Genomic DNA, 22568 nt, shown 5'->3' on the forward strand with positions numbered 1-22568 from the left:
CCCGGCCCGCCGAGCGGACGGGGGCGGGGCCGGCCCGGCGAGGGAGGCCGGGATGGTCCGGCGAGGGGCGGGGACGGTCCGGCGAGGGGGCGAGGACGGTCCGGCGTGCGGATGAGGCCGGTCCGGCGTGCGGTGCGGATGGCCGGTCCGGCGTGCGGATGGGGCCGGCCCGCGCCCGGGACTGCTCGGCGCGCCTGGGGACGGGTCGGCCCGCGGAGGGGGCCCGTGAGGGGCCTCGATCGACCCGCTCGACCCGCTCAGCCCACGAAGCGCCCGTGTGCCCTCAGGATGCGCAGTGCCTCGATCGTCACCAGCGTTCTCCCTTCCAACGTGGGCGCCGGAGCCCACTGGCGCCACCGGACGGGCCAGCCCCCGTCCTCCTCCTGCCCGGCGGCCAGATGGTCCAGCGAGCGCGCCATCTCGTCGTCCGTGAACCACGCGCGCGCGAGCGAGTCCGGGGTCCGGGCGAAGTCGTGCGGGAAGTGGTGCTCGCCCGGGGCGTATCCGGACGCGACCGGGAACCTGTCGGGACGGTCCGGGTCGAGCACGGCCAGCCGCTGCTCCCGTACCAGCCGGCCCAGCCGGTCGGCGGCTGCCTGCGCGCGCGGGCGGTCGGGAACGGAGTCCAGGAAGGCCACGGCGGCCTCCACCTCGTAGGGGTGGGACTTCTCCAGGGACTCCACCGCGTGCCAGCAGTAGTCGGTGGCCCGGAACAGCCAGGCGTGCCACACCTCGTTGCGGTGCAGCAGCCCGACCACCGGGCCGGTGGCCAGCAGGTCGCTGGGCGGATCGTCGACGACGGGGACGAACGGCGCCGTCGGATAGCCGCGCTGGCCGGGGCGGACCGCAGGCAGCGCGCCGTCCCTGGTGGACACGGAGGTCAGATAGCGGCACACACGCTCCACCCGCTGGCCGCCGCAGCGCCCCACGGCGTCCAGCACGCGCAGTGCGTGCGCGGTGTGCAGGGGCTGGCTGACCGGTCCGCGCAGATCGGGCTCCAGCGCGTGACCGTACCCGCCGTCCTCGTTGCGGTAGGCGTCCAGCGCGGCTTCCACCGGCTCCGGACCGCCGTGCAGGAAGTGGTACGCGAAGAGATGCTGCTCCAGCACGCGCGCGGTGAGCCACACGAACTGTTCGGCGCGGAAGAGCGGGGAGCGCGCCGGGGGCGTGGAAGGGAGTGGGGAAGCTCCTAGTTGGGCCATGGGTCAGACCGTAGGACGGAAAACGGTTCCGGCGGTGCTCCCGGGCAGGGCCCACCCCCAGGGGCGGGATACTGGAGTCATGCGGTTGACGGTCTTCTGGCAGCGGATGGCGGAACACTTCGGTCGGGGGTACGCCGACACCTTCGCGCGCGATCACGTGATGTCGGAGCTGGGCGGACGTACGGTGAACCAGGCACTCGACGCCGGCTGGGCGGCCAAGGACGTCTGGCGTGTGGTCTGCGCGGTCATGGACGTGCCGGGAGAAAGGCGCTGACACTTCGGGTGAAATATCCGATATGGCGGTCAAGAATCGCGACAGTTCGGCACCGCTCTGTCACGAAGATCGTGGAGGGGCGCCGGTTGTCGGTGGCGTGGGCGAGACTGGGCGCGTGGCACCCACTGACGAGGATCCCCTGGCACCGACTGCCGAGGACGGCGAGCCGTCCGTCCGGCAGGCAGCACCGGCAGCACCGGCCCCGCCCGGCCGGCCCCCGCTCTCCGACGCCGTCGCGCAGGGCGCCCGGATGCCGCGCTGGCTGCCACGCGCCATGGTGCTCGCGCTGGCGCTGATCGCGGCGTTCCAGTTGGGCAGCTGGGCCTTCCACCAGCTGACCGGACTATTGATCAACATATTGATCGCGTTCTTCCTGGCCCTCGCGATCGAACCCGCGGTGAGCCGGATGGCGGCCGGTGGCATGCGCCGGGGCCTTGCCACCTTCCTCGTCTTCCTCGGGCTGACCGTCGTCACAGCCGGGTTCGTCACCTTGCTCGGGTCCATGCTGGCCGGCCAGATCATCAAGATGATCGAGGGTTTCCCGGACTACCTCGACTCGCTGATCAACTGGATCAACGAGACCTTCCACACGCATCTCAAGCGGGTGGACATCCAGGAGGGTCTGCTCCACTCCGCCTGGCTGCGCAAATACGTGCAGAACAGCGCGGCGGGTGTCCTGGACGTGTCGGCCCAGGTGCTCGGCGGGCTGTTCCGGCTGCTGACGGTCGCCCTGTTCTCGTTCTACTTCGCCGCGGACGGCCCCCGGCTGCGCCGCGCGCTGTGCTCCGTTCTGCCGCCCGCCCGCCAGGCCGAGGTGCTGCGCGCCTGGGAGATCGCCGTCGACAAGACGGGGGGCTACCTGTACTCGCGCGGTCTCATGGCGCTCGTCTCCGGTGTCGCGCACTACATCCTGCTCGAAGCCATGGGCGTGCCGTACGCGCCCGTGCTCGGCGTCTGGGTGGGCCTGGTCTCGCAGTTCATCCCCACCATCGGGACGTATCTGGCGGGTGCGCTGCCGATGCTGATCGCGTTCACCGTCAACCCCTGGTACGCGGTGTGGGTGCTGGTCTTCGTGGTGATCTACCAGCAGTTCGAGAACTACATGCTCCAGCCCAAGCTGACCGCGAAGACCGTGGACATCCACCCGGCGGTCGCCTTCGGCTCGGTCGTCGCGGGCACCGCACTCCTGGGCGCGGTCGGCGCGCTCATCGCCATCCCGGCGGTGGCCACGCTTCAGGCGTTCCTGGGCGCGTACGTCAAGCGGTACGCCGTGACGGACGACCCCCGCGTGCACGGGCACCGTGGCAGGCGGGGCGGCCCCGGGGTGCTCACGCGCGTGCGGCGGTCGTGGTCCGCCCGTCGCCCCGGCGGTCGGGAGCAGCCCTGAGCGGTCCGCGCGCCACGTTGCTGTCCTAGTACGTCACCGCCGCCCACACGGCGGCCGCGGCGACGGCCACCGTGTAGCAGCAGGCGGCCCCGGCCACGATCCGCCGGCGCGCCTCCTCGGTCCACGGCGTGCGGGACAGCAGCCAGGCGAGCAGGGGCAGCACCAGCACGGCGTGCAGGCTCACGCCGTGCAGCGGCTTGAGCGGGGCCGTCGAGTGGTAGGCGGCCTCCTGGTGTCCGGTCCGCGTCAGGAAGACCCCGCGCGCGATCATCGCCGCCCCGGAGGCGAGTGCCACCAGCAGGAGCGCGAAACCGGAACGCACGGCCAGCGGCATGCCCGCGGGGCCCGTCGGCCGGTGCCGGAAGGACGCGACGGCGAAGACGGTGAGCAGGACGACCAGGACGGCACCGCCCACCGCGAGCGTCATGGACACCGCCGTGTCGAAGGGCGTCTCCATGTTCAGGTGCGAGGGCACCCGGCGCCACGCCTGGAGGGTGATGCCGCCGACCTCCACCACGCAGTCGGCGGCGAGGACGAGCAGCAGGACCGGGCGGAGCCGGTCACCGGCCCGCAGGTACGACGTGACCCACGTGAGCGCGATCAGCGTCGCCCCGAACGAGAGCCCGAACGTGACGGGCTTGCGCCAGGAGACGGGGCCGTCCCACGGGCCGCCGTCCACCGCGTACACCACCAGGTGGGCGAGCCCCGACAGGATCAGGAGCACTCCCGTGGTGTGACAGAGGCGGTCGACGGCGCGCGGATTCTTCATGGCCCCAGGCTTGCGGGGCCGGCCCACGCGGTCGTCCCCCGGCCGGAGACACCCGCGGTACGCCGCCGGGAGCAGACCGGCCCGCGCGGCTCGCCGTTCCCCGTCTGCCCGCGCCCGGTCGAGGGGGCGGCCGTAGCAGGTCGGACCTGTCGACCGGCGATGATCGACGCATGCGGGCCGGGCAGGTCGGCCGGCGGGTTATCGGGGGTGAGGCAGTGATCGAGGCCGGGCGGCAGGGCGCGTCCAGCGTGAACGGTGCCGGCGTGGAGCGCCGGCCGTTTCCCTTGAGCTTCAGCGTCCGCGAGGCCGAGGGGCTGTGGCGGGTGAGCGCGGGTGCGGCCCGGGCGGCCGAGCTGGCCGACCTGTTCGTGGCCGTGGCGAACGACGCGGTGGCGGTGGTGTCGCTGGCGACGAACTCCTGTCTCGACGAGGACTGGCATTCTTTGCGGCCCTCGCTGATCGCGGCCGAGCTCGGTGTGCCGTGCAGGGTCCACTCCCTCGGATCCTGGGCGTCCGGCACGAACGGGCTCGAGGAGGAGTTCCTGGTGATGGACCGCGACCTCCTGCCCCGCTTCCTCGACGGCACCTGGTCGCCGTACGAGCTGACTCTGATCGACGTGCCCACCGACGTGACCGCGGAGCAGCTCGACGAGCTCGCCCTCGTGCTCGGCACCACCGGTGTCGATGAGCCGCTCCTGAGCCGCCTGGGTGACTCTCGGGTCTGGTTCTCGGGACACGACGACTGCTATGTGATGTTGGAGACCCGCGACCCCGCCCTGCCGTCCGCGGTCCTGGCGCGGCTGCTGACCCTGCTGGCCGGCTCCGCCCTCGCCGAAGTCGCGGAGGAGCCCTTCTCAGGTGTTCCCGAGCCCGGACCCTGGCTGTTCGGGCAGCTGCTCGCCACCGCGCCTCACTGGATCGGAGCCCTGGGCGACGTCACCGAGGACCTGGTGGCCATCGAGCTGGCCGCACTGCCGGCCCCGTGGCGGCTGGGCGTCTCGTTCCCGCGGCAGGCCGACCTCGTCGCGACGCTCGACGTACGTCACGGCACCTGGCGGATCACGCCCGCGGAGTGACACGAGGAGCCACCCGACGAGGTGCCGGGTGCGTGCGGTGGCGGGCTGCCCAGCGTGCGGGCCGCCCTCTTTGCTCAGTCGGGTCGACCGAGGCGCTCAAGGACCAATCGCAGCACCCAGTCACAGGTCCGGCCGCGCTCAGCGTGGTGCGCTTGACACAAAAATCGAACATCCATTCTCATGGAGGCTCAGGCGAGGCTTTCGGTCGGGTATTTCACCCCGATTCGCCGGGTGTGTCCCCCGGTTATCCACAGGCTGGGCCTGCGTCGGGGCGCATTGTCAGTGGCAGGCGTTAGCGTCTTTGACGTGAAGCGATCGACTCAAGCAAACCGGGTGGAACCCATGGCAGGAACCGACCGCGAGAAGGCGCTCGACGCCGCGCTCGCACAGATTGAACGGCAATTCGGCAAGGGCGCGGTCATGCGCATGGGCGAGCGGTCGAGGGAGCCCATCGAGGTCATCCCGACCGGGTCGACCGCGCTCGACGTCGCCCTCGGCGTCGGTGGCCTGCCGCGTGGCCGCGTGGTGGAGATCTACGGACCGGAGTCCTCCGGTAAGACGACCCTGACCCTGCACGCCGTGGCGAACGCCCAGAAGGCCGGCGGCCAGGTCGCGTTCGTGGACGCCGAGCACGCTCTCGACCCCGAGTACGCCCGCAAGCTGGGCGTCGACATCGACAACCTCATCCTCTCCCAGCCCGACAACGGCGAGCAGGCCCTGGAGATCGTGGACATGCTGGTCCGCTCCGGTGCCCTCGACCTGATCGTCATCGACTCCGTGGCCGCGCTCGTGCCGCGCGCGGAGATCGAGGGCGAGATGGGCGACAGCCACGTGGGTCTGCAGGCCCGTCTGATGAGCCAGGCGCTGCGGAAGATCACCAGCGCGCTCAACCAGTCCAAGACCACGGCGATCTTCATCAACCAGCTCCGCGAGAAGATCGGCGTGATGTTCGGCTCCCCGGAGACCACGACCGGTGGCCGCGCCCTGAAGTTCTACGCCTCGGTGCGTATCGACATCCGCCGCATCGAGACCCTGAAGGACGGCACGGAGGCGGTCGGCAACCGCACCCGCTGCAAGGTCGTCAAGAACAAGGTCGCGCCGCCCTTCAAGCAGGCCGAGTTCGACATCCTCTACGGCCAGGGCATCAGCCGCGAGGGCGGTCTGATCGACATGGGTGTGGAGCACGGCTTCGTGCGCAAGGCCGGTGCCTGGTACACGTACGAGGGCGACCAGCTCGGCCAGGGCAAGGAGAACGCGCGGAACTTCCTCAAGGACAACCCCGACCTGGCCAACGAGATCGAGAAGAAGATCAAGGAGAAGCTGGGCGTGGGCGTCCGTCCGGAGGAGCCCGCCACCGAGCCCGGCACCGACACCGCGGTCACCACCGCGACGGCCGAGGACTCCGCCAAGTCGGTCCCCGCCCCGGCAGCCGCCAAGGCCACCAAGCCCAAGGCCGCCGCAGCCAAGAGCTGACCCGTGACACGACGAACCGACTGGGCCGAGTACGAGTACGCCACCACCCCCGGTGCCCCACGGGGGAGGGGCACCGGGGGCCACCCGGGCTCCGCCCCGGACGGTGGCGACGGACACCGGGACGACGGGTACGGCGAGCACGACGAGCGTGACGACCCGCACCGGGGTCGTGACGAACCCGGCGCGCGAGGCCGGGGACGCGGGCGCGGCAGACGGCGGCGCGGCTTCGGGGACGCGCCCGGCGAGGACGAAGGCGCCCCTCCCTCGGCGAGGGACGAGCAGGGGGAGTCTTCGGGGGACCCGGCTGAGCGGGCCCGGGCGATCTGCCTGCGCCTGCTCACCGGGACCCCGCGCACCCGCAAGCAGCTCGCGGACGCCCTGAGCAAACGCGAGATCCCCGAGGACGTGGCGGAGGAGGTGCTGTCACGGTTCGAGGAGGTCGGGCTCATCGACGACGGCGCCTTCGCGGACGCCTGGGTGGAGTCCCGGCACCACGGGCGCGGACTCGCCCGCCGTGCCCTCGCCCGTGAACTGCGGACCAAGGGGGTCGACTCGGCGCTGATCGAGGACGCCGTCGCCCAGCTCGACTCCGAGCAGGAGGAGGCGACCGCCCGCGAACTCGTCGCCCGCAAGTTGCGGACCACCCGTGGCCTCGACCGCGACAAGCGTCTGCGCCGGCTCGCGAGCATGCTCGCCCGCAAGGGCTACCCCGAGGGCCTGGCCCTCCGCGTCGTCCGCCAAGCCCTGGAGGAAGAGGGCGAGGAGACGGACTTCCTGGAGGACGGAGACCTCTGAAGGCACAGCAAGAGGAAGGGGGGCGGCCCGACGGAAGGCGCAGAGGGGCGGCGACGGAAGGCGCAGAGGGGCGGCCCGACGGAAGGCGCAGAAGGGGGGCGGTCCGACGGAAGGCGCAGAAGGGGGCGGCCTGACGGAGGGCGCAGAGGGGCGGTCTGACGGGAGGCGCAGACGAGGGGCGGCCCGGCGGGACCAGGTCGGGCGATGTCGGACAAACCCTGGGCGGGGATGCCGCGCGGGACGGGGACGCCGAAGGAACGGGGCTGCCGGCGGTTCCGGGTGGCCGGGCGTCGCCCAGGGCTCGGCAGGGACTGCCGCCACCACGCCTCTTCCAGGAGTGGGGTTAACCCCCGCCTCACAGGGGCGGGTTGACCCCCCTCGCAAGACGCCGGGCCACCGCAATGCTCTCACCCGGCCGCACGGGCGAATCTGTACACGCGCACCGGGCCCCGGCTCACGCACCAGCCGGAGGCCGGTCGCACGACACAACCCGTGCACACAACAGAAGAGAGCCCGTCCCCATGATGCTGCGCTACGCCCTGCGGACCGTCCGCGCCCGGAAAGCCGGATTTCTCGGTGCCTTCCTCGCGCTGATGTGCGCGGCGGCTCTGATCACCACATGCGGGAGCCTTCTCGAAACCGGCCTGCGCGGCACCATCCGTACCGAGCGCTATGCCGCCGCCCCCGTCGTGGTCTCCGCCGACCAGTTCGTGCACCGGACCACCGTCAAGCACAAGAAGGGCAAGACCAAGGTCAAGCACAAGGCGAAGCCCATCGCCGAGCGTGCCTGGCTCCCCGAGCACCTGCGCGACACGCTCGCCCGCACCCCTGGAGTGGCCCGAGTCGTCCCCGAACTCACCTTCCTCGCCGAGCCCTCGACCCCGGCCGGAACCGGCGGCCGTACCGCCTACGGACACGCCTGGGACTCCGCCGCGCTGACCCCGTACCGGCTGACCGCCGGCCGCGTCCCGGAAGCCGCGGACGACCTCGTCATCGACGCCGACTTCGCCGCGCGGGCCCGGCTGCGGACCGGCGACCACCTCACCGTGCAGTCCACCCAGGCGCCGCGCGGTTACCGCATCATCGGTATCGCCACCCCGGCCACTGCCGTACGCCACCAGACGTCCCTGTTCTTCTCCACCGCCGAGGCCCGGCGGCTGGCGGACCACCCCGGGCAGGTCACCGCGTTCGGTGTGCTCCCGGCCAAGGGGACGGATCCCGAGCGGCTGCGCCAAGCCGTGGTGGGGGCGCTGCACGGCACGCTGCACGGCGCCACGGCACAGGTCAGCACCGGCGACGCCCGCGGGCCCATCGAGTTTCTCGACGCGGCCACCGCCCGCACCCGGCTGGTTAGCATGGGCGGCGCCATGGGCGGCACCTCACTGCTGGTGGCCGTGCTCGTGGTCGTCGGCACCTTCGCGCTCACCGTCCAGCAGCGCCACCGCGAACTCGCCGTGCTCCGGGCCATCGCCGCCACACCGGGGCAGATCCGCAAGCTGCTCGGCCGGGAGGCGCTGATCGTCGGCGCGGCGGCGGGCACGGTCGGCGCACTGCTCGGACTGCCGCTCGGTGCCTGGCTGCACGCGAGGTTCGTCGCGCTGGGCGCCGTACCCGACACGCTCGAACACACCGTCAGCGTCTTCCCGCCGCTGGCCGCACTCGCCGCCAGCTTGCTCGGCGCGTGGGCGTCGGCCCGGATCGCGTCCCGCAGGATCGTCCGGATCCGCCCGGCCGAGGCCCTCGCCGAAGCCAGGACCGAGCGCGGCCGGCCCGCCTGGGGCAGGATCGCCGCCGGGTTGCTGCTGCTCGCCGGCGGGGCCGTGCTCGTCGCCGTCCTCACCTCCCTGCGCACCGAGGCCGCCTCGACTCCCGTGACCTTTCTCGCCGTCGTCGTCCTGTCCACCTCCGTCGCCCTGCTCGGCCCCCTCCTGGTCAGGGCCGCCGCGCTGCTGCTCGCCGGCCCGCTCCGGCTCACCGGCCACGGCGGCAGGCTCGCCACCGCCAACCTGCGTGGCAACGCCGCCCGCATGGCCTCCGTCGTCACCCCGCTCGCCCTGCTCGTCGGCATGACCTGCACTGTCCTGTTCGTCCAGACCACCCTCGGAGATGCCGCCCGCGCCCAGTCCCGCGACGGCATCAAGGCCGACTGGGTCGTCGCCGCCCAGGGTCCGGGCGTCCCCGGTGAGGCCGCCGAGCGGCTGCGGGCACGGCACGACACCGTCACCGAGGTGGTCCGTACGACCGTCCGCGTCGGACTCGACAAGTACGCGGCGCAGGGAGTCACCCCGGCGGGGCTGACCCGCACGTGGGACCCGGAGGTGACCGCCGGTTCCCTGGACCGGCTCGGCGCCGGCACCGTCGCCGTCAGCGAACTGGCCGCGGACCAGCAGCATCTGAGGCCGGGGAGCACGCTGAAACTGACGCTGGGAGACGGGACGCCCGCCACGCTCACCGTCGCCGCCGTCTACGCCCGGGGTCTCGGTTTCGGTGACCTGACCTTCGCCCACGACCTCGTGGCCCACCACGTCGACAACCCGCTCGCCTCCTCCGTCCTCGTCGGCACGACCCGGACACAGGAAGAACTCTCGACCACACTCCGTGAGTTCCCGGGGCTGCGGGTTCTCTCGCCGGCCGCCGCCGACACCCTCCAGGCCGGTCGGCAGCAGGCGAACGCCGAGGTCAACTACCTCGCCATGGGGCTGGTGCTGGCCTTCACCGCCATCGCCGTCGTGAACACGCTCGCCATGTCGGTCGCCGAGCGTGTCCGGGAGTTCGCGCTGCTCCGCCTCGCCGGGGCGACCCGGCGGCAGGTCATGCGCATGCTGCGCACCGAGGCGCTGTCCGTCCTGTTCCTCGCCACCACACTCGGCAGCGGCATCGCCCTCGCCGTACTCACCGCTTTCAGCGTCGGCATGACGGGCCGGGCCGCCCCGGCGGTCGCCCCGCTGCTCTACGTCGGCGTGGTCGGCTTCGCGGGCCTGCTCGCGCTGGTGGCCAGTGCCGTGCCGGGGCGGGCTGCACTCCGGGTGCGCGCGGTGACGGTCACCACGGCGCAGGAGTAGTGACCAGCAGCAGCAGCAGCGGCACGGCGCCGTCAGCGGCACGGCGCTTCAGCTGTACGGCGCCGTCAGTGGCACGGCGCTTCAGCTGTACGGCGCCGTGAGTGGCACGGCTCGTACAGCGGCACGGCGTCATGAACCGGACGGGGCGCCGCCCCGGGTACCGCCTGATTCCCCCGCGAGGCGTCGCGCCGGGGGAATCAGGCGGTCGTCCACTTCCGCGGAGTTCTTTCGCTTGCGCGGAAGCCGTTTGCTTGTGCGGAGGTCGTTCGCTTCCGCGCGGAAAGGTCAGGGTGTCACCGGCTCCGCTCCACCGGCTCCACCGGCAGTCCGGCCGCCCGCCATGCCTGGAAGCCGCCCACCAGGTCCGTCGCGTGGTGCAGCCCCAGTTGGTGGAGGGAGGCGGCGGCGAGGCTGGAGGCGTAGCCCTCGTTGCAGATCACCACGACACGCAGGTCGTGGCCGGTCGCCTCGGGGAGACGGTGGCTGCCCTGCGGATCGAGGCGCCACTCCAGTTCGTTGCGCTCGACCACGACGGCGCCGGGGATGAGTCCGTCCCGCTCGCGCAGGGCCGCGTACCGGATGTCGACCAGCAGCGCCTTCCCGGACCGCGCCGCCTCGTGCGCCTCCTGGGCCTCGACGCGCCGGTAGCCCGTCCGGACCCGCTCCAGCAACTCGTCGATGCCGACCGGACGATCACCAGCCACGCCGGACCCGCCGGCCACGCCGGACCCGCCGGCCACGCCAGACCCGCCGGGCACGCCACGCTCAGCGGCCCCGCCGGGCACGCCAGGCTCAGCGGCCCCGCCGGGCACGCCAGGCTCACCGGATCCGGCGGTCGCAGCACCCGCGCCCGGCACCGCCGACGGCTTGCCGGTGCCGCTCACTGCCAGTCCTCCGGGCGCTCGACCTGCTCCAGGCGCAGTACCTGGCCCGCGCGGCTGAAACGGCGGATCCGGGGGAGCGGCGGGTAGTAGGCGTGGACGGAGACGGCGTGCCGGTCGCGGGACTCGTTGAGCACCTCGTGCACATGGTGGCGGCCGAAGGCCCGTCCCTCACCGGCGGGCAGCCGGCGTTCGCGGTCCACCCCCTCGGTGAGTTCCAGGGTCTTCCAGCCGTCCGTGGGGAGGCGGGCGGCGAGTGAGTACTCCCTGAGTTCGCCCGACGCGGTGAGGAAGGCACCGACCGAGTCGGCGTGGTCGTGCCAGCCCGTGCCGGTACCGGGCGGCCAGCCGATCAGCCATGCCTCGCTGCCGCCGGGGCCTTGCAGCCGTACCCAGGTGCGGCCCTCCGGGTCGAGCGGGAGGGCGGCGATCAGCTCGGCGTCGGCCGCCGTGCGCCGGACGAAGTCGAGGAGGTCCGCCTGGGTGGGCGCCGAGCCGGTGGCAGCGGACACGGGTACGGACACGGGCGAGGGCAGGGAAGGGGAGGGGACAGACACGGTCACCGTCCTGATGAGCGTTCGCGGAAACGGGCGCACGACGGCGCCCGGTGAAGGGAAGGGATGCGAATTCAGCAGGACGGGCGACACACGCAGCCCGCGTAGCGGACGAGGTCCATATGGACCCTCCGCCACAGGCGCACACAGGTGTCGGTCACGATCCGGAGTACAGCATGCCGACGCACCCCGGTCAACCGAGTGTCACCACGTGGACGGGGGTGAAGGGAGCGTGATCGGGGCGCACGCAATCCGGCCCGAGGCACTCTCCCCGAGCGCGGCACCGGACGCCCCAGAGCCGGTCCGGCAGGGTGTGTTCGGCGCGCACGGAACCCGGGCCGAGCCACTCTCCCCGCGCACGCAATCCGGCCCGAGCCGCTCTCCCCGCGCACGGAACCCGGCCCGAGGCACTCTCCCCGCGCACGGAACCCCGCCCGAGGCGCTCCCCCCGCACGGCACCGGACCCCCCGGAGCCGGTTCGGTCGGTGGGTTCAGCGTGTGCCGGAGCCTGCGTCCGCGGTCGCCGCCGTCGTCGTCGTACGCTCGTCCCCCCGCGGTTGCTGCTCCCGCGCCGCACCGCCCAGTGCGGTCTCCGCAGCCGCGTACAGGTCGGCCGGGCGGACCCCGCTCAGCGCGGTGACCAGGTGACCGTCGGGGCGTACGAGCAGCACGCTGTGTGCCGGCGCCCCCGGATAGCTCTCGGCGACCAGCAGCTCGGCGGGGTGCGGAAGCGCCGTCACGGCTGCCGCGAGCCGGGGCATGACGCCGGCGGACATCCAGTGCTTGCGGTCCCAGACCCCCGTGCCGGGCGCGATCAGGACGACGAGCAGCGCACCGCGGCCGAGCCGGTCGCGCAGCTGGACGAAGGAGCCGTCCTCCGCCGTCACCCGGACGTCGGTGACCGGTGCGCCGGGCTCGGTGCCGACGGGGACGACTCCCTCCAGGTGCCGGGGCGCCAGCGTCGACTCCGCGTACGTCCCGGACGCGCCCAGCGGACCGAGGCCCAGGTGGCCGTCCGCGAACAGCGCGTCGTGGCCGCGGGTCGCGCCCGGCACGAGGGTGCGCAGGCCGCCCCCGCCACGCAGCACCGGCAGCGCATGGTCGGCGGCGCGCAGCCGGGCGGCGACCACTGCGCGCCGCTCGGTCTGGTAGCTGTTCAGCAGGGCCTCGTACGGGCCGTGGTGCCAGGCCGTGGCCAGCTTCCAGGCCAGGTTGTCGGCGTCCCGGAGGCCCTCGTCGAGCCCCTGGGTGCCGAGCGTCCCGAGCAGGTGGGCGGCGTCTCCGGCGAGGAAGACCCGGCCGGCCCGCCACCGGCGCGCCAGCCGGTGGTGCACCGTGTGGACACCGGTGTCGAGCAGCTCGTACGTCGGTGTGGCGCTGTCCGTCCAGCCGGTGAGGGTCTCGCGGATCCGGGCCACCAGGATCTCGGGCGTGATCAGGTCCTTGCCCGGCGGCAGCAGCCAGTCCAGGCGCCAGACGCCGTCCGGGAGGGGGCGGGCGGTCACCTCCCCGGCCGAGGGCCCGGACGACCGCCACGGCGGTGTCCGGTGGAGCAACGCCTGCCCTTCCCATGGAAGGTCCGTGCGCAGGGCGGCGACCGCGTGCCGTTCCACCGCCGTCCGGCCGGGGAAGCGGATGTCCTGGAGCTTGCGTACGGTCGAGCGGGGACCGTCGCAGCCGACCAGGAAGCTGCCGCGCCACCAGGTGCCCTGGGGGCCGCGGGTGTGCGCGGTGACGCCGAAACGCTCCTGCTCGACCGCGTCCAGGCGGCTGTCGACGGCGACCTTCACCAGTGGTTCGCCGTCGAGGGCCGTCCGCAGGGCGTTCGTGACGAGGTACTGCGCGATGTGCAGCGGAGCCGTGGGGCCGCCCGCGTCGAAAGCGACCTCGTCCACCACCTGTTTGCGCCGCAGGGACCGCCATCCGGCCCAGCGCACGCCCAGTTCGCCGAGGTCGGTTCCGGTCAGCCGCTCCAGCAGTGCGGCCGTGTCCTCACGCAGCACCACCGTGCGCGCCGGGCGGGGCTCGTCCTTGCCGGGGCCCTCGTCCAGGACGACGGCGGGCACGTTCTGACGGGCCAGCAGCAGGGCGAGCGTCAGTCCCACGGGCCCCGCTCCGACGATGATCACCGGGTCCATGACGCGGCGCCCCCTGCCCGTGACGATGCCCTGACGGAGACAAGTGAACAGGAAGGCGGAGCGGGGTGCACGATCACAGAACGTATGCAACCCATTGGCAGAGTTTGCGTCAAGCGAACGGAGGCAGTGGCGATCATGCCACTGCCCCCGGACGCCTCATGTCACCTGAATGAGCGTCAGTCCTTCTGTGTGCCGCCCTGGTCACGTCCGACGAAGAGACCGCCGAGGTCCTCCACGCCGCCGCCCGTGCCCCCGGCCCCGGTCGCCGTCGTGCCGGGGATGCCGGCGACGTCCTGGGCGCCGAGCACCGCGCCGGTGGACTTCTTGCGCCGCCGCAGCCGGCCCTCCAGCCAGCCCGCGAACGAGGTGAGCGAGAAGTTGAGGATCACGTAGATCACGGCCACGATCGTGAAGGACGCGATGGTGTTGGCGCCGTAGTAGCCGCTCATGGTGTTCGCCGAGGCGAGCAGTTCGGGGAAGGTGAGGACGGCGCCGCCGAGCGCGGTGTCCTTCACGATGACCACGAGCTGGCTGACGATCGCCGGCAGCATCGCGGTGACCGCCTGCGGCAGCAGGATGAGCCGCATCACCTGGCCCTTGCGCAGGCCCACGGCCATGGCCGCCTCGGACTGGCCCTTCGGCAGGGAGAGGATGCCGGCGCGGACGATCTCGGCGAGCACCGACGCGTTGTACAGCACCAGGCCGGTGACGACGGCGTAGAGCGGACGGTCGTCGGAACTCACGTCGGTGTACTGGCTGTACAGCTCGTTGCCGAAGATCATCAGGACCAGCACCGGGATGGCGCGGAAGAACTCCACGAGAACCGTGGCCGGTCCCCGCACCCAGGCGTGGTCCGAGAGCCGGGCGATACCGAGGACGCCGCCCAGCGGCAGAGCGATGATCATCGCCAGCGCCGCGGCCTTGAGGGTGTTCTGCAGACCGGGCCAGATGTACGTCGAGTACGCCTCGGTGCCACCCCCGAAGTAGGGCTTCCAGAGCGCCCAGTCCAGCTGGTTCTTCTCGTCGAGGGAGGCGTACACCCACCAGAGGACCGCGGCGAGCGCGGCTATGAACACCACCGTGTAGAGGACGTTGCGCCGCTTGGCGCGCGGTCCCTGGGCGTCGTACAGGACCGAAGTCATCGCTTCACCGCCACCTTCTTGCCCACCCAGCCGAGGATCAGGCCGGTCGGCAGGGTCAGGCAGCAGAAGCCGAACGCGAAGACCGCGGAGATCAGCAGCAACTGCGCCTCGTTCTCGACCATGTCCTTCATCAGCGCCGCCGCCTCGGCGACACCGATCGCGGCCGCCACCGTCGTGTTCTTCGTCAACGCGATCAGGACGTTGGTCAGCGGGAGGACCGCGGCGCGGAACGCCTGCGGCAGCACGACCAGGAACAGCACCTGGGTGAAGCTCAGGCCGATGGCCCGCGCGGCTTCCGCCTGCCCGACCGGCACGGTGTTGATGCCGGCGCGGATCGCCTCGCACACGAAGGCCGACGTGTAGACGGTCAGCCCGAGCACGGCCAGCCGGAAGCTGTACGTGTCCACGACGTCACCGGCACCGAGGCTGACGCCCAGCGTGTCGTGGAGGCCGAGCGAGGCGAACAGGATGATCACCGTGAGCGGGATGTTCCGCACGATGTTCACGTAGGCGGTGCCGAAACCGCGCATCAGCGGCACCGGGCCCACCCGCATGCCGGCCAGCAGGGTGCCCCAGACCAGGGAGCCCGCGGCGGACAGCAGTGTCAGCTGCACCGTCGTCCAGAAGGCGCCCAGTACGTCGTAACCATCAAGAAAGTCGAACACGATCTCCCGCGCTTCCGCGTGTAGGGATGCCCGGGTGCGCCGTCCTCACGGACGGCGCACCCGCAGGGCGTTGCCTCAGCTCTTGAGCTCGCCGATCTTCGGCGCGGGCTCGTTCCTGTAGCCGGCCGGGCCGAAGTTCTTGTCCACGGCCTTCTGCCAGGACTTGTCGGCGACCATGTCCTCGAGCGCCTTGTTGATCTTGGCCTTGAGGTCGCTGCCCTTCTTGACGCCGATGCCGTAGTTCTCGTTGGTCATCTTCAGGCCGCCGAGCTTGAACTTGCCCTTGAACTGCGACTGGCTGGCGTAACCGGCGAGGATCGAGTCGTCCGTGGTCAGGGCGTCGATCGCCTTGCTCTGGAGACCGGTCAGACAGGCGGAGTACGTCGGGTACTTCTGGAGCTGCGCCTTGGGGGCGAGCTTGTCCTTGACGTTCTGCGCCGAGGTCGAGCCGGTGACCGAGCACAGCTTCGCCTTGTTGAGGTCGGCCGCCGTCTTGATCGACGGGTCGTCCGCGCGGAGCAGCACGTCCTGGTGGGCCAGCAGGTAGGGGCCGGCGAAGTCGACCTGCTTCTGGCGCTCCGGGGTGATCGAGTAGGAGGCGACGATGAAGTCGACGTCACCGCGCTTGAGCATGGTCTCGCGGTCGGCGCTCTTCGACTCCTTCCACTCGATCTGGTCGGCGCTGTAACCGAGCTTCTTGGCGACGTAGGTGGCCACGTCGACGTCGAAGCCCGAGTAGCCCTGCGGGGTCTTCTGGCCGACGCCCGGCTGGTCGAACTTGATGCCGATGGCGATCTTCTTGCCGCCGCCGGAGCCCTTGTCGTCGTCGCCGCCGCAGGCGGTGGCGGTCACGGAGAGGGCGAGGAGGACGGCCGAGGCGGCGGTGACCTTGCGGAGCTTCATGCTGAACTTCCTTCGGGTGGTGAGGAACGAGGTCCCTTGAGGCAGGTGGCGCGTGCGGGCCGAGCCGTCAGTGGTGCAGGATCTTGGACAGGAAGTCCTTGGCCCGGTCGCTGCGCGGGTTGCTGAAGAACTGGTCGGGCGCGGCCTGTTCGACGATCCGGCCGTCCGCCATGAAGACCACACGATTCGCAGCCGATCGTGCGAAGCCCATCTCGTGCGTGACGACGATCATCGTCATGCCCTCGCGTGCGAGCTGCTGCATGACTTCCAGGACCTCGTTGATCATCTCGGGGTCCAGGGCGGAGGTCGGCTCGTCGAAGAGCATGACCTTCGGGCCCATCGCCAGCGCCCGGGCGATCGCCACGCGCTGCTGCTGGCCGCCGGACAGCTGGGCGGGGTACTTGTCGGCCTGGGTGCCCACACCGACCCGGTCCAGCAGGGCCCGGGCCTTCTCCTCGGCCTGCTTCTTGTCGGCCTTGCGGACCTTGACCTGGCCCAGCATCACGTTCTCGAGCACGGTCTTGTGCGCGAAGAGGTTGAAGGACTGGAACACCATCCCGACGTCCGCCCGCAGCCGGGCCAGTTCCCGGCCCTCGTGCGGCAGGGGCTTGCCGTCGATGGTGATGGCGCCGGAGTCGATCGTCTCCAGGCGGTTGATGGTGCGGCACAGCGTCGACTTCCCGGACCCGGAGGGCCCGATGACCACGACGACCTCGCCGCGGGCGATCGTCAGGTCGATGTCCTGGAGCACATGCAACGCGCCGAAGTGCTTGTTGACGCTCTTCAGGACGACCAGTTCGTCGGACGTGGCCACGTCTTCCTTGGCCACCGATACTTTGGTCATCGCTCTCGGGCTCCGTCCTCCTCGGGTTTCCGAGGACAGTAGTGAGGCGCTGTGACCTGCGTCATCACATCTGAGGGGAATCTGAGCATCACGATCCGGTAGCAGTCGGACACATGTCGTGGTACTTGCCACCGGTGTGCGTATCGGGCGGGTAACGGAAGTGACCGGCAACCCGAACCCTCTTGACGCCGTCCTTATCCATCAGCGTCACTGCCATGGTGCACGCGCGCGTGCACGTGATCCACAGCACCGACGCGAACCGAGAACGTACGACCACTGAACCGGAGGGGGCCGGGATGAGACTGCTGCTCGTCGAGGACGACAACCACGTCGCCGCGGCCCTGTCCGCCGTCCTCGCGCGGCACGGGTTCCAGGTGACCCACGCGCGCAGTGGCGAGGAGGCCCTCCAGGCGCTCGTCCCCGAGGGCGCCGGCTTCGGCGTCGTCCTGCTCGACCTCGGCCTGCCCGACCAGGACGGCTACGAGGTCTGCGGCAAGATCCGCAAGCGCACCGCCATCCCGGTGATCATGGTCACCGCGCGCGCCGACGTCCGCTCGCGCATCCACGGGCTCAACCTGGGCGCCGACGACTACGTCGTGAAGCCGTACGACACCGGGGAACTGCTCGCCCGGATCCACGCCGTCAGCCGGCGCACCGTCCACGAGGAGCCCGGGACCGGCGGGGAGAGCGCCGCCCTGCTCCTCGGCCCGGTCCGCATCGAACTGCCCACCCGCCAGGTCAGCGTCGCCGGCGCGGTGGTCCAGCTGACCCGCAAGGAGTTCGACCTGCTCGCCCTGCTCGCCCAGCGGCCCGGCGTGGTCTTCCGGCGGGAACAGATCATCAGCGAGGTCTGGCGGACCAGTTGGGAAGGCACCGGCCGCACCCTGGAGGTGCACGTCGCCTCCCTGCGCGGCAAGCTGCGCATGCCGGCGCTGATCGAGACCGTACGCGGCGTCGGCTACCGGCTCGTCGCCCCGGCCGCCTAGCGGGGACGGGTGCGCACACGCCTCCTGCCGCTGCTCACCGTCCTGCTGGCGGCCGTCCTGCTCGCGCTCGGCATCCCGCTCGCCGGCAGCCTGGCCGCCGCCCGGCAGCAACAGGTCGTCGTCGACCGGATAGACGACACGGCACGGTTCGCGGCACTCGCCCAGTTCGTCACCGACGGGCCCAGCGGGTCCCGCCGCACCACCGTGGACGAGCGCCGGGAAACCCTGCGCAGGGAACTGGACAGCTACTACGGCGTCTACGGCATCCGTGCCGGTGTCTTCTACCGCAACGGTTCGGCGATGGCCAACGCACCCGGCGACTGGTTCGTACCGCCCACGGGGGAGGTGCGCCAGGCGTTCGACGAGGCACTGCTCAGCCGGCGCAGCCACGACCCGCCCCAGGCGTGGCCCTGGCAGCGCAGCCGGCTCGTCGTCGCCTCACCGGTGATCCGGGACGGCGACGTCGTCGCGGTCGTCGTCACCGACTCACCCACCGGACAGCTGCGCTCCCGCATCCTGCGCGGCTGGCTGCTGATCGGCGCCGGCGAGATCGCGGCCATGCTGCTCGCCGTCGGCGCGGCGCTGCGGCTGACCGGATGGGTGCTCAGACCGGTCCGGGTCCTGGACGCCACCACCCACGACATCGCCACCGGGCGCCTGAAGTCCCGGGTCGCGGCGGCCGGCGGACCGCCGGAACTCAGACGGCTGGCCCGCTCGTTCAACGAGATGGCCGACAACGTCGAGGCCGTGCTGGAGCAGCAGCGCGCCTTCGTCGCCGACGCCTCGCACCAGCTGCGCAACCCGCTCTCGGCGCTGCTGCTGCGGATCGAACTGCTCGCCCTCGAACTCCCCGAGGACAACGCCGAGATCGCCTCGGTCCGCACCGAGGGCAAGCGCCTCGCGCAGGTCCTCGACGACCTGCTCGACCTGGCGCTGGCCGAGCACGCGGAGGCCGACCTCCAGCTCGCCGACATCGGCGCGCTGACCGAGGAGCGGGTGGCCGCCTGGGCGCCGGCCGCCCGGTCCAGGGGCGTCCACCTGACCGGCGACTGTCCGCCGACCACCGCCTGGGCGGACCCGATCGCCCTGTCCAGCGCCCTGGACGCGCTGATCGACAACGCCGTGAAGTTCACCCCCGAGGACGGCACGGTCGAGGTCACCGTCTCCACCGACGGCGACGTCAGCACGGTCGTCGTCACGGACACCGGCCCCGGCCTCACCGACGAGGAACTCACGCGCGTGGGCGACCGCTTCTGGCGCAGCGGCCGGCACCAGAACGTGAAGGGTTCGGGCCTGGGTCTGTCCATCAGCCGCGCCCTGCTCGCGGCGGGCGGCGGTTCGATCGACTACGCGCACCACGAGCCCCAGGGGCTGCGCGTGACGGTCACGGTGCCGCGGTACGGCCGGGGCCCGGAGGACCCCGCGGCCGCCTCCTGAAGGGTCGGCGGGCCCTCGCGGCGGGGTGTGCCTAGGGCTTCATCGACCGGTAGTAGCGCCGGGCGCCCTCCTGCAGGGGCAGGGGGTCGGTGTAGATGGCGGTGCGCAGGTCGACCAGCTGGGCTGAGTGGACGTGCCTGCCGATGCCGTCCCGGCTGTCGATGACCGTACGGGTCACCCACTCGGTCAGCCGGGGGTCCACGTCGGTACGGGTCATCAGCACGTTGGACACGGCGATCGTCGGCACCGGCAGGCCCTGCTGCACGGCCGGGTACGCCGACTCGGGGATGTTGGTGGCCCGGTAGTAGCGCGACTGCTCGCCCTGGTCGTGCAGCCGGGTGACGAGGCCGTCGTCGAGCGGCACGAACCGGAAGGCGCCCTTGGCGGCCAGCGCGGACAGCCCCTTCGTGGGCAGGCCCCCGGACCAGAAGAAGGCGTCGATCTTCCCCTGCTGGAGCTGCGCGGGCCCCGTGTCGATGCCGTCCGGCACGGCGGTGACGTCCTTCCGCGGGTCCATACCGGCGGCCCGCAGCACCCGTTCGGCTATCAGCCGCACCCCGGAGTCGGGCAGTCCGGTCGCCACCCGCTTGTGCCGCAGGTCCGCGACGCTCCGGACGTCCGAGCCGCGGGGCACGATGAGATGCACGTAGTCGTCGTAGAGCCGGGCCACACCGCGCAGCCGCTCGGCGCCCCTGCCGTGCCGCAGCTCGTACGTCGCCACGGCGTCGGCCGCCGCGATGGTGAAGTCGGCCTGTCCGGCCGCCACCCGCTCGACGTTCTCCTGCGAGCCGGCGCTGTTGAGCAGCTTCACCTTCAGGCCCGGCATGTCCTTGCCCATCTCGGTGCGCAGCCGCTCGCCGTACTCCTGGTACACCCCGCGGGGCGTGCCGGTGCTGAACACGATCGTCCCGCTCGGCGGCTTCTCGCCCAGGGGCAGCAGCCACCACAGCAGCAGCCCGAGGGCCACGACACCGACGGCCGCGCCCTGCAGCGCTCGGCGCCTGCCGAACCGGGGGAACACCTTGGACATGCGGGCGATCCTGCCAGGCGGGAGGCGGCACTGACCAGGGCCCGGGCCACCCGGCGGCCGACTGCGGCCAGGCTCACTCCCGGGCGCCCGGACCCGGCGGGCGTTGTCGGTGGCGGCCGATAGAGTCGCCCCATGAGCACTTCGCCCGCCCGCCTCGTCCACGAGTTCCACCGTGCCTTCGGCCTCGACGCCCGCAGTACGCCGACCGAGGTGGACCGGGAACTGGCGGCCCACCGCGGCGAACTGCTCGCCGAGGAGGCCGCGGAGGTCGCCGAGGTCGCGGTGGAAGGCCCCTTGGACCGGCTCGCGCACGAACTGGCCGACGTGGTGTACGTGGCCTACGGCACGGCCCTGGTGCACGGCATCGACCTGGACGAGGTGCTCGCCGAGATCCACCGGGCCAACATGAGCAAGATCGGCCCGGACGGGAGCATCGCCCGCCGGGCCGACGGCAAGGTGCTCAAGGGGGAGCACTACCGGGCGCCGGACGTGTCCGCCGTGCTGCGCCGCCAGGGCTGGACCCCGGGCGGCGGGGCCTGACGCCCGTACCGGGTGGCGGGGCCTGACGCCCGTACCGGGGGGTTACGCGGAGAGCTTCCCGCCCGCCAGCCGCCACTCGCGGTGCAGGGCGCCCAGCGGGATGCTCCGCCGCACGACCGGGGTGCCGAAGACCGACAGCTGCAGGCGCAGGGTGCCGGACAGGTCCACGCCGCCGTAGACGTCCCAGGTGCCGGCCGCCTTCGGCGCGCTGCCGTCGGAGGCGGCGGTGATCGTGCCGGACGCCTCGCCGCGCAGGTACGGGGCCAGGTCGGCGGTGACGCCGACGCTGCCGTAGAGCCCGACCGCGGCCTCGGCGCCGAGAGCGGTGCGCACGCTGCCCGCGGTGCTGACGGAGGCGCGCACGGGCGTGCTCGTCATGTCGGAGGAGCTGACCGGGGTCCACCCCCTGGCCAGGCCGAAGGTGCCGCCCGCCTTGAAGTCGCCCTTCAGGCTCTGCGCGACGTCGACGGTGACGCGGCCGTCGGCACTGATCTGGAAGTAGCAGGTCAGATCGAGGTTGACGACCACGGGGACCGGGCCGACCTGGAGCACGGGATCGGCGTGCAGTTTGGCGAACGGGATCCGCAGCGGGGTGCCGGTGGCCGCCGCGGCGCGTCCCTTGACCGACCAGCCGGAGGTCCAGTCGCCGGACACACCGAGGTAGGCAGAGCCGGGCGGGGCGTCGCCCCCGGTACCGCCGTACGCGAAGTCGACCTGCGGGGCGATCTGCACGAAGCCGTGCACGGAGGCGGTGGCCGACGCGGGGGCGTCCGTGGCGGTGGGCACCTCGGCGCCGACGTCGAGGCGGAGGCTGCCGAGCGGTACCGTCGCGCCCTCGGGGCCGGCGTGCGCGTCACCGCGGGACGACCAGGACACCTTCACGTCGGGCAGGAGCTTGTCGACGGCGAAGGACGAGGGGTCGACCGGCACGTCGCCCTTCGCCGTCCCGTCGCCCAGTACGGCGTTGAGCGTGGCCGGTTCGGTCTGGACCTCCGTGCCGCCGTCCTTCGCCCCGATCACCTTGGTGACCCTGGCGAGCAGTCCGTGCGGCGCGCCCGGCGCGGGCGCGCTGGCGATCACGTCGCCCACGGCGGTCCGGTGCGGCGCGGCGGAGGATCCCGGGGGTGGGGCGGAGTGCTCCGGGGAAGGCGCGGCAGAGCCGGGGGAAGGCGCGGCGGAGCCGGGGGAAGGCGCGGCGGAGCCGGGGGAAGGCGCGGCGGAGCTTTGGGAGGGAGCGGCCGAGGGCGCTGAACTCCCCCTGCCCGCCGGCTTGTCGGCGATGACCGCCCGCCGGGTGTGGCTGTCGTACGAGTCGACGGCGAGCGTCGACCTGTGGGCCCGCGGCCCGGAGCGGCCGGGGCTCGCCGTGGCGGTCGCGGCGGCACCGGGGGCGGCGGCGACGGTGAGCGA

20 protein-coding genes are annotated in these 22568 nt (G+C 72.2%); 9 read left to right on the forward strand and 11 right to left on the reverse strand.

Annotated elements, in window-relative coordinates; translation table 11 throughout:
* Positions 1-257: 257 nt before the first annotated feature.
* The gene (locus tag GT045_RS04720; protein WP_202527162.1) at positions 258-1202 is read right to left on the reverse strand and encodes a hypothetical protein; all 945 of its coding nucleotides are present in this window, start codon (positions 1200-1202) and stop codon (positions 258-260) included.
* Between the two features lie 79 nt (positions 1203-1281).
* On the opposite strand from GT045_RS04720, the gene GT045_RS04725 reads away from it, so the two are divergent.
* Together GT045_RS04725 and GT045_RS04730 are read left to right on the forward strand one after the other, a co-directional pair.
* A complete protein-coding gene (locus GT045_RS04725; RefSeq protein ID WP_161287152.1) occupies positions 1282-1476 on the forward strand; it encodes a DUF3046 domain-containing protein in 195 nt (64 codons plus the stop codon).
* Positions 1477-1615: 139 nt separating this feature from the next.
* The gene (locus GT045_RS04730) at positions 1616-2863 is read left to right on the forward strand and encodes an AI-2E family transporter (RefSeq protein WP_202527163.1); all 1248 of its coding nucleotides are present in this window, start codon (positions 1616-1618) and stop codon (positions 2861-2863) included.
* 25 nt (positions 2864-2888) lie between these two features.
* Here the strand turns inward: GT045_RS04730 and GT045_RS04735 are convergent, their stop codons facing one another.
* The gene (locus tag GT045_RS04735; RefSeq protein WP_161333366.1) at positions 2889-3632 is read right to left on the reverse strand and encodes a hypothetical protein; all 744 of its coding nucleotides are present in this window, start codon (positions 3630-3632) and stop codon (positions 2889-2891) included.
* A gap of 170 nt (positions 3633-3802) precedes the next feature.
* On the opposite strand from GT045_RS04735, the gene GT045_RS04740 reads away from it, so the two are divergent.
* The 4 genes from GT045_RS04740 to GT045_RS04755 all read left to right on the forward strand — a co-directional run bounded on the left by GT045_RS04740 (position 3803) and on the right by GT045_RS04755 (position 10038).
* A complete protein-coding gene (locus tag GT045_RS04740) occupies positions 3803-4708 on the forward strand; it encodes a hypothetical protein (RefSeq protein WP_161333367.1) in 906 nt (301 codons plus the stop codon).
* A 342-nt stretch (positions 4709-5050) separates the two neighbouring features.
* On the forward strand, positions 5051-6181 hold the full coding sequence (gene recA / locus GT045_RS04745) for a recombinase RecA (RefSeq protein ID WP_161333368.1): 1131 nt from the start codon (positions 5051-5053) through the stop codon (positions 6179-6181).
* A gap of 3 nt (positions 6182-6184) precedes the next feature.
* Entirely contained in the window at positions 6185-6976 is a 792-nt protein-coding gene (gene recX / locus GT045_RS04750) for a recombination regulator RecX (protein ID WP_161333369.1), read from the forward strand.
* A 521-nt stretch (positions 6977-7497) separates the two neighbouring features.
* Positions 7498-10038, forward strand: a complete 2541-nt coding sequence (locus GT045_RS04755; protein WP_161333370.1) for an ABC transporter permease — start codon at positions 7498-7500, stop codon at positions 10036-10038.
* A gap of 293 nt (positions 10039-10331) precedes the next feature.
* Here GT045_RS04755 and GT045_RS04760 read toward each other — a convergent pair whose 3' ends face one another.
* The 7 genes from GT045_RS04760 to GT045_RS04790 form a co-directional block, all read right to left on the reverse strand.
* Positions 10332-10742, reverse strand: coding sequence for a rhodanese-like domain-containing protein (locus tag GT045_RS04760; protein WP_345942543.1), 411 nt, complete (start codon positions 10740-10742; stop codon positions 10332-10334).
* Positions 10743-10918: 176 nt separating this feature from the next.
* Positions 10919-11443 carry a cysteine dioxygenase gene (locus tag GT045_RS04765; protein WP_345942544.1) on the reverse strand — a complete coding sequence of 175 codons (525 nt, stop codon included), beginning with the start codon at positions 11441-11443 and terminating at the stop codon, positions 10919-10921.
* 521 nt (positions 11444-11964) lie between these two features.
* Positions 11965-13611, reverse strand: a complete 1647-nt coding sequence (locus GT045_RS04770; protein WP_161333372.1) for an FAD-dependent monooxygenase — start codon at positions 13609-13611, stop codon at positions 11965-11967.
* A gap of 176 nt (positions 13612-13787) precedes the next feature.
* Positions 13788-14753: an amino acid ABC transporter permease gene (locus tag GT045_RS04775; RefSeq protein ID WP_161287161.1), complete on the reverse strand. Its 966-nt coding sequence runs from the start codon at positions 14751-14753 to the stop codon at positions 13788-13790.
* Positions 14750-15418: an amino acid ABC transporter permease gene (locus GT045_RS04780; RefSeq protein ID WP_161287162.1), complete on the reverse strand. Its 669-nt coding sequence runs from the start codon at positions 15416-15418 to the stop codon at positions 14750-14752. The genes GT045_RS04775 and GT045_RS04780 overlap by 4 nt, the downstream gene beginning before the upstream one ends.
* 75 nt (positions 15419-15493) lie before the next feature.
* The gene (locus GT045_RS04785) at positions 15494-16321 is read right to left on the reverse strand and encodes a glutamate ABC transporter substrate-binding protein (protein WP_161333373.1); all 828 of its coding nucleotides are present in this window, start codon (positions 16319-16321) and stop codon (positions 15494-15496) included.
* Between the two features lie 67 nt (positions 16322-16388).
* Positions 16389-17165, reverse strand: a complete 777-nt coding sequence (locus tag GT045_RS04790) for an amino acid ABC transporter ATP-binding protein (protein ID WP_161333374.1) — start codon at positions 17163-17165, stop codon at positions 16389-16391.
* A 296-nt stretch (positions 17166-17461) separates the two neighbouring features.
* Here GT045_RS04790 and GT045_RS04795 point away from each other — a divergent pair, with 296 nt between their 5' ends.
* The gene (locus GT045_RS04795; RefSeq protein WP_161333375.1) at positions 17462-18151 is read left to right on the forward strand and encodes a response regulator transcription factor; all 690 of its coding nucleotides are present in this window, start codon (positions 17462-17464) and stop codon (positions 18149-18151) included.
* A 9-nt stretch (positions 18152-18160) separates the two neighbouring features.
* Positions 18161-19588, forward strand: coding sequence for a HAMP domain-containing sensor histidine kinase (locus GT045_RS04800; RefSeq protein ID WP_161287166.1), 1428 nt, complete (start codon positions 18161-18163; stop codon positions 19586-19588).
* A 31-nt stretch (positions 19589-19619) separates the two neighbouring features.
* On the opposite strand, the gene GT045_RS04805 is transcribed toward GT045_RS04800, so the two are convergent.
* Entirely contained in the window at positions 19620-20618 is a 999-nt protein-coding gene (locus GT045_RS04805) for a TAXI family TRAP transporter solute-binding subunit (protein WP_161287167.1), read from the reverse strand.
* A 132-nt stretch (positions 20619-20750) separates the two neighbouring features.
* Between GT045_RS04805 and GT045_RS04810 the strand changes: the two genes are divergently transcribed.
* Entirely contained in the window at positions 20751-21158 is a 408-nt protein-coding gene (locus GT045_RS04810) for a MazG nucleotide pyrophosphohydrolase domain-containing protein (RefSeq protein WP_161287168.1), read from the forward strand.
* Positions 21159-21200: 42 nt separating this feature from the next.
* Here the strand turns inward: GT045_RS04810 and GT045_RS04815 are convergent, their stop codons facing one another.
* Complete coding sequence (locus GT045_RS04815) at positions 21201-22247, reverse strand: hypothetical protein (protein ID WP_202514957.1); 1047 nt, start codon at positions 22245-22247, stop codon at positions 21201-21203.
* Between the last annotated feature and the right edge of the window lie 321 nt (positions 22248-22568).

This window comes from Streptomyces sp. SID486, from assembly GCF_009865385.1.
Classification (GTDB): Bacteria; Actinomycetota; Actinomycetes; order Streptomycetales; family Streptomycetaceae; genus Streptomyces.

Coding starts and splice junctions, on each gene's coding strand:
- GT045_RS04725 (WP_161287152.1), top strand. CDS start 1,282: ATGCGGTTGACGGTCTTCTGGCAGCGGATGGCGGAACACTTCGGTCGG.
- GT045_RS04790 (WP_161333374.1), bottom strand. CDS start 17,165: ATGACCAAAGTATCGGTGGCCAAGGAAGACGTGGCCACGTCCGACGAA.
- GT045_RS04810 (WP_161287168.1), top strand. CDS start 20,751: ATGAGCACTTCGCCCGCCCGCCTCGTCCACGAGTTCCACCGTGCCTTC.
- recA (WP_161333368.1), top strand. CDS start 5,051: ATGGCAGGAACCGACCGCGAGAAGGCGCTCGACGCCGCGCTCGCACAG.
- GT045_RS04755 (WP_161333370.1), top strand. CDS start 7,498: ATGATGCTGCGCTACGCCCTGCGGACCGTCCGCGCCCGGAAAGCCGGA.
- GT045_RS04770 (WP_161333372.1), bottom strand. CDS start 13,611: ATGGACCCGGTGATCATCGTCGGAGCGGGGCCCGTGGGACTGACGCTC.
- GT045_RS04795 (WP_161333375.1), top strand. CDS start 17,462: ATGAGACTGCTGCTCGTCGAGGACGACAACCACGTCGCCGCGGCCCTG.
- GT045_RS04805 (WP_161287167.1), bottom strand. CDS start 20,618: ATGTCCAAGGTGTTCCCCCGGTTCGGCAGGCGCCGAGCGCTGCAGGGC.
- GT045_RS04775 (WP_161287161.1), bottom strand. CDS start 14,753: ATGACTTCGGTCCTGTACGACGCCCAGGGACCGCGCGCCAAGCGGCGC.
- GT045_RS04785 (WP_161333373.1), bottom strand. CDS start 16,321: ATGAAGCTCCGCAAGGTCACCGCCGCCTCGGCCGTCCTCCTCGCCCTC.
- GT045_RS04735 (WP_161333366.1), bottom strand. CDS start 3,632: ATGAAGAATCCGCGCGCCGTCGACCGCCTCTGTCACACCACGGGAGTG.
- GT045_RS04720 (WP_202527162.1), bottom strand. CDS start 1,202: ATGGCCCAACTAGGAGCTTCCCCACTCCCTTCCACGCCCCCGGCGCGC.
- GT045_RS04740 (WP_161333367.1), top strand. CDS start 3,803: ATGCGGGCCGGGCAGGTCGGCCGGCGGGTTATCGGGGGTGAGGCAGTG.